The sequence below is a fragment of the Nocardia amamiensis genome, assembly GCF_015477605.1.
GTDB classification, from domain to species: Bacteria; Actinomycetota; Actinomycetes; order Mycobacteriales; family Mycobacteriaceae; genus Nocardia; species Nocardia amamiensis_A.
The window spans coordinates 1-6,645 of record NZ_JADLQX010000077.1; the positions used below are offsets into that span (position 1 = coordinate 1).

General features: G+C 62.0%; 4 protein-coding genes and 1 pseudogene. 3 read left to right on the forward strand and 2 right to left on the reverse strand.

Annotation, left to right across the window (positions count from 1 at the left end; translation table 11 throughout):
* A partial coding sequence (locus IU459_RS36190; RefSeq protein WP_228839004.1) for an MFS transporter occupies positions 1 to 373 on the reverse strand: 373 nt, incomplete at its 3' end.
* Positions 374 to 402: 29 nt separating this feature from the next.
* On the reverse strand, positions 403 to 2,571 hold the full coding sequence (locus IU459_RS36195; protein WP_195134098.1) for a hypothetical protein: 2,169 nt from the start codon (positions 2,569 to 2,571) through the stop codon (positions 403 to 405).
* Between the two features lie 1,322 nt (positions 2,572 to 3,893).
* Between IU459_RS36195 and IU459_RS39070 the strand changes: the two are divergent.
* The 3 genes and pseudogenes from IU459_RS39070 to IU459_RS36205 form a co-directional block, all read left to right on the forward strand.
* Positions 3,894 to 4,108, forward strand: a pseudogene (locus tag IU459_RS39070) (IS1380 family transposase); the annotation flags it as partial.
* Positions 4,109 to 4,321: 213 nt separating this feature from the next.
* On the forward strand, positions 4,322 to 4,795 hold the full coding sequence (locus tag IU459_RS36200; RefSeq protein WP_195134099.1) for a hypothetical protein: 474 nt from the start codon (positions 4,322 to 4,324) through the stop codon (positions 4,793 to 4,795).
* Between the two features lie 29 nt (positions 4,796 to 4,824).
* Positions 4,825 to 6,402, forward strand: coding sequence for a TMF family protein (locus IU459_RS36205; RefSeq protein WP_195134100.1), 1,578 nt, complete (start codon positions 4,825 to 4,827; stop codon positions 6,400 to 6,402).
* The last annotated feature ends 243 nt before the right edge of the window (positions 6,403 to 6,645 follow it).

Genomic DNA, 6,645 nt, shown 5'->3' on the forward strand with positions numbered 1-6,645 from the left:
GGAACAGGTACAGCGACCAGCTGTTCCAGGAGAAACCGGCTAATCCGCTGCCGATGAGATAAATCGCCAGGGTCAGGATGAACAGCTTCTTACGGCCGAGTCTGTCGGTGAGTCGACCGAAGAAGAGCGCGCCGACGACCTGACCGGCCAGGTACCACGAGGCCGCCGCGCCTACCTGACCGCTGGTCAGATTCAGGGCTTCGGGGCTCTGCAGTGGCCCTCCCATGCTGCTGACGATCTGGATCTCGATTCCGTCGAGGATCCAAGACACACCCAGACCCACCACGATGAGCCAATGGAATCTGGTCCACGGAAGCCGGTCCATCCGGGCGGGAACCAGACTTCGAATGTTTTCTGTTCGCATTGTTGCCATTTCTCGATCACCTCATTTTCGGAACAAAGCTAGTTCGTCCAAATTCCGACATTCGTATTCGATAGGATCAAATCAAGATTTACGGCTATATCCTTGATTTTAGTGGCCTCGGCGAGTTTTTCCTCGGCCTGTTCTTTCGAATAGCTTTTTGCTGCTTCATTGAGCGCATCTGCGAGACTGCTCCCTATGTATCTGCGCGTGTCGCCATTGACGGATCTCCACTCTTCGGCCGGTACGGAGTTCTTGAGCTCTTCGTACGACTTGTTCCAATTCTCTGTGACTTTCCGAACAAACTCATGGTCCACGTTCCTGTTGTCCCGATACAGCGGGCGGCTTGCCACTCGATGGAACAGACTCGCTGATTCCACAAACTGAGCTACGTAGGCATCTCTTTGCACACCAGGGAGATCCCTGGCGTTATCGGCGAGTTCCAGCGCGGCGGCGACCTTTGCCAGCGGGCCGTACACCACTGGATTGTCCTCGCCGGCCGTGTTCATGAGGACGTGGGCTTGGATCGCTCTTCTGGCCATTTTTTCGGAGAAGCCGGCAACCATGAGAGCACCCAGGGCGTCGCCGAGGTCACCGCTGAGATCTACCACATTTGTGACCGCCGCCGCGGCGGCCCGAGGGTTGTGGCCACCGAATTCTGCAACCGCAAGTCTGGCCGCCGCGTCGTGCGCATTCTTTCCTGCGGTGAGTCGACCCATCCAACTCTCCGCGGCCTCGGGTGGCAGCCGTCCCAGCAATAATTCGTAATTCAAGTAGTTCATATGTTGCTGAAGACCCGAAAAGTACGTCAACGGGTTCGGGCGACGAAAGAGCCATGATGTCACGGGGCTGGCGTTGATGACGCTGAGGTCATTGAGCCAGCGCATTCCGGCGGTGGCGAGGTGTCCCGGCGACATTGTGTAGCGAAGGCTCACTTCGCCCATTCCTGCGGTGGCCGCCACCGCAGACGCGGGTTTGCCGGCAAGCGCGGCGCCGATCTGCGTGGCGATCCGGCTCTGGCCGCCGATGAGGCTGATATCGAGGCGCCGCAATAGCGCGAAGCCTGCGATCATCAGAATGCCACTGACAAAGATCACCGCCAAGCCGCCGCCAGGGGCCGCCCGAAACATGCTGTCCAACACGAAGGCGTATACACCGAGGTATATGGTGTAGGACACCATCGAGAATGCATCGCCGACGATATCAACCAGATTGCGAACCAGGAATGTTTGAGTCGGGCCATAGATGAAACCTCCTGCGGCGAAACCGAAGATGGCCAGGATGGCGTGATAGATCGAAGAGAGTGCAGCGAGGAAGATCTTGATCGCCAAGTAGGCCAGGAAGAGCAGCAGAATCGTCCCGAAGATCAACAGCACAAGGCCGGTACCGACCTGCCCCATGTTCGGATTCTCGGTCTTCGCGAACGCATACGAGTCGCCGCAGGCACTCATGGCCCTCGCGACTTGCGCCTCATTGCCCGCCAGTACGCCCGCTGACCATCCCGCTCGGCAGCGCGGCGAGTCGTCGACCACGTGACCGAAATTCCATACCTGCAATGGGTGGCGTGCGAAGTTATCGGCCAACGAGCCGCTCAAGGTGTCAATGATCGACCCGGTCTCCGGGCTGGCATCGCCACTGAGTCCCGCTGCGACCGAGATCCCGACATCGCGACCTTGCACGAGCAACCCGTCCGAGGACAGCACGTCTGCTAATGGCTGCGCCAAGTAGGTCGGTCCGAGCACGGCGACCCCTAACATCGTGACGACCTGGAGCACAGCTTTGGCGTGATATCCACGCGCAACGCACCACGCCACGAAGAACGCACCGATCGACGCCGCCACGGTCAACACGATCGGGATGCCTATCTGATTCGTAAGGCTGTCGCCGACCGCGCGCAACGGCTCGGCCAGGTAGTCGAGCCAGCGGAAGCTCACCACGTAGCCGGTCAGCCAGATAGCGCTGATCACGATGACCATGAACACCATGAATTCCAAGCCCAGAACCATCGACAACGCCGTGTCCTCCGGGTCGAAAAGACTGCCGTCGGGGGTGACGAACATGTAATTCGACAACGGGATCCCCGAAGAGTCCTTGACATCGGTCCAGTCGAGCCCATCGATGGCGGACATACTGCCGTCTTGGGCGACTGCATCGGTGCGGGCGGCAGCGGCCCCTCCCAGGAGGAACGTGATCCCTAGGAGAACCTGCATGATGATCAGAAACCGGACCACCCTGCGTCGAACGAAACTGGCGTTGACCCAGTCGCGACATCGCCCGAGCACGGCACATGGTGCCCAATGTGCTGGCTCGCACGCCTTGGGCCAGCGCGGACATGAGCCGGAACCGCGTCTCAACGGGTGCACTGGCGTCGCTCCTCACCCCGAGCGGGAATCTATATACGCTTGGATTACGTCAACGTTGACTCGCTGAGGATTGTGCCATCATTCAACGGCCCGTTAAAGTGTGACGTGCGGTACCGATTACACGGGCCACTGCTTCGCTCCGGGCATAAAGTTGCACAGCGGCAACCGAATTGACAACAACCCACTGCCGGACGACGCCCGTTTGCATGTAGTTCGCGGGCAGCGAGAGCATGTGAGTCGGGGCGCGCTGTCGAACCCAACAAATGCAATAAAAGATTCTGTCGCACATAGGTTGCTGAGTGATCTGGCTGGAAGCGGCTGGCGCCGCACTCGCTTGTGTGCCAGACGTTCCGTCGATGTCCAATACGCGGCACCAACCTTGCGCGGTTCACCGCAGCTCTGTCGAAAAATGTTGCTGCGTGAACGCGTCGGTCACCGATACGTGCAAGGTTTCCGGTGGTGTGTCCTGGGAGCGTCCGCGCTGGCCGGGATCCGCCAGGACCGCGCCACCGACGCCGCGATCGGCTCGTCTGCCTACGTCATGGTGATGAGTGCTTGGTGGCGGGCGTGCGGCCGGCACGTCCAGTCACGTCTGCTGCCCGAACCGGACCTGCGGGTACATCACCTGCGCCGGCCGTGTGCTGGCGCGTGGAAGAGGTTGTGGGTTGAGTTGAGAGTGTGGGTTGACGTTGCCGCCGGTGACGAGGGTGAGGACTTCTTGACAGCAGATGTCATGTACGGTGCCGCTGGGCTCCGTGGAGCACGCCGCCGGATCCGAGGACGGCTATCGGCCCCGAGGGTAGCGTCAGCCTCGACAGGGTGGCCGATTATGTTGCTCAGCAGCGGGATTCCTTGCTGAATACACTTTTCCGGCACCAGAACGACGTCGTCGGCTAATCGCAGGATTTCCGGCAGCAGGTGGGCGTCGACGATCCCGACGTTGACGGCCTCGGCCATCGTGCGTGGCGGCATGGTGACCGGTCTCAAATGCCCAACCGATGCTCTCGGCGCCCGCGACCCCATCGCAGGAACCGAACCATGGACGATACCCGGTTCGAGGGCGGCGTGCTCCTCTGAAACGTCAACCGCGACGCGGCGGCGACCGTCGAAGTCGGCAACGATCTGCCGACCGCAACCGGCCGTCGCGCCCGCACGACGCCGATAGCACGATCCCCGACGGCGCGTGGCTGGCCGAGCTGACCAGGCTGAACGACCTGACTGAGTGGCCAACCGGCATGCGCGTCATCGTGCGGAAAGAACGCCCGCATCACGGGCGCAGCTGCGGTTCACCCACCGTGACGGCCTGCTGTTGACCGCGTTCGCCACCAAGTCCCCCACCGGCCAGCCTCCCGACCTTGGGCTGCGCTACCGCCGCCGCGCCCGTTCCGCACTCACTCCATCGCAGCGGCAGCGAGTAGTTGCCTGGAAACGTGGAGGGAAGCGCCCGGCAACGGTGACTGCACGGATGGTAGGAGTTTCCCCCATACCGGTTTGCATACCGAGCTGGGACCCTCTCGTTGTGGCGTCCACTGCGATCACGCATCCGAAACTGCAACGGGTCCATGGCTACTCGTTTCCATCGAATAGGTGAAATCACGTGAACATGTTCGGCCTCGAATGGGAACTCGAAGGTAAGGACATCGCTTCAGGCGCGGCGAGCTTGGCCGGATTCGCGTTGGGCGGTCCGGTCGGCGGCGCTTTGCTCGGTGGCGCCGTCAGCATGGCGTTCACCTGGGCCGATACCGGCAGCTTCTCCGACGGTGTGGAAGCCGGGCTTTTCGGCGCGGCCTTGGGTGCGATACCCGGTGGCGTGGTCGGTGGCGCGTCGAGAGGCCTGGTCGGCAACGGAGTCAAGGCGTTGGGGCGGAGCTTCAAAGGCGCCCCTGCTCTCGTGAGGAACAAGCAGGCAGTCTATGGCACAGCCAAGCAGAGGTTGGAAATCGCGCGGGCCGGTATGCCCAGATTGGGTGCCGGTGCGGCGACGGCAGGCGCTGCCACCACGCTCGGCCTGGGACTCGTCGGCAATCCGACCAGCATACCGACGAGGGATATAGGTAACGGGGCTGGTTGAGGGGCATCGTGGAGATGGAACGAATGCGAATGCCCGACATGACGCATCCGGATTTTCCGGACCAGTACCGATTCCTCAAGGCCACCGAGACATTTCATCTTGAACTCCCCAAGAAGCTGCGCCAATACTACGACAGTTTCGCCGAGGATGAATCGGCGCCACTGCCCCCGGAGGGGGCGTTGATACCCGGCATCAATGATCCGCACCGCGCTAAAATCACCAACTACGCCGAAACGGTGATGTCGCTCGAGCGAGTGTTCAACGAATTGTACGAATCGAGCAAGAGATTGGCGCCGCTGGCGCACGATTCTCTGGAGAAGTCTGCCCAGGGCAAACAGGCAATCAACAATGTGGTCGTCGTCATCAACGGCGCCGCGGGAGCGTTGCCGCAGGATGGGACGTCCGAAGACGACCACATTCTTGCGTACGTCACACAGGCGCTCGAAGAGGGCGACCGCGTGATCAAGGAGGCGATGATGGACCAGCAAGGCCTCAGCAAGGAAGTGGACAAAGAGTCCGAAGCGCTGAAAGAACTGAGAGATCAGCTCACACAGATGCAAAAGGAGAACGCGGATTTGCGGCAGCGTTTGGCGGATCCGGCCGGCATCACTCCACCATCCTGGACGCCGCCGAGTACGGCGGACCCCTCATATATCGACCCGAGCACGTTTCCTACCGGTTTGGACAGCTCGGACGACACCGGGTTTGATGGCCTGACACCCAGCGGGAACGACTCCCGCCTCGACGACCGGACACCCGGCGGCGTCGACAACCTTGGGAACACCTCGGGCATGACCTCGCCGACCACTCCCGCTGCGCCAGCCTCTGCCGCGACCTCGCCGGTGGGCTCCGGCATGGACATCCTGGGCCCTATGATGCAGATGATCACCCAGCAAGCGATGATGCGTAACCTCGCAGACCAAGACTTGAACAACCGTCGTGCGGAGCTCGACCAGCGGCGCTTCGAGGATGAACTCGCCCCAGAAGCTGCGCCGCCGGTCGCCGCGCCGGTTATGGCCCAGCCCGCCACGGCGCTGCCGCCCACGACGGCGCCTGCGGCCCACCATGCGCAGCCGTCCTCCATCGCGGCGACATCCACGTCGCCTGCCGGGGCGCCGGCTCGCACACCAGGCGCGGATGACAAAGTGTTGTACACGTTCCCTGACGGCCGCACGCAGAAGGTGTCGGTGTTGGTCGCTCAGGCGTTGGATGCGGCGTTCGGCGACCACAGCGGCACGGACGCCCAGAAGGCGTACGAGAAGACATCGGCGAAGTGGTCGAACACCAAGCAGATCGGCGATCACGTCGATCCGTTCCAACTGATGACCGGCGACGTCGCCACCTGGGCCAAGCGGACCGCGATCCTTGTGGTGTTCACTGCCGACGAGGGCGGCACACTGGAGGCGGTGATCAACGGCGAGCTGAAGCCGTTCACTGCGGAGATGTCCGACAGCACAGGCGAATTCGGTCAGTTCACCGGGTTTGCGCACCCGAAGGGCATCGAGCTGACCGCGTCGGCGGACGAAGCTACACCTCCGGCGACGCCGGGCACGTCCGATCAGTCCGGGAACCCGGCAATGCAGGTTGCCACGGCACCCGCAAGCTAATCGTCCGCAAGACGGCGGCAGAGGGCGAGAGATTCCTATCCTGACTGCGATCGCCGCCTTCGCCCTCGGTCCGACCGCCTGGTTGCAAAACAATCGTCCTGCCCGCCCCGCCACTGAGCTTGAAATTTAACCTCCGCTGGGTATATGCGCTGTTCGGCGGGGTTTGGTGCCCTTCTTGTGGTGGGCCGGGCGGGTGTAGGCGTGGCCGGTGGCCAGGACCAATCCCACGTCATGGCGAGTGGC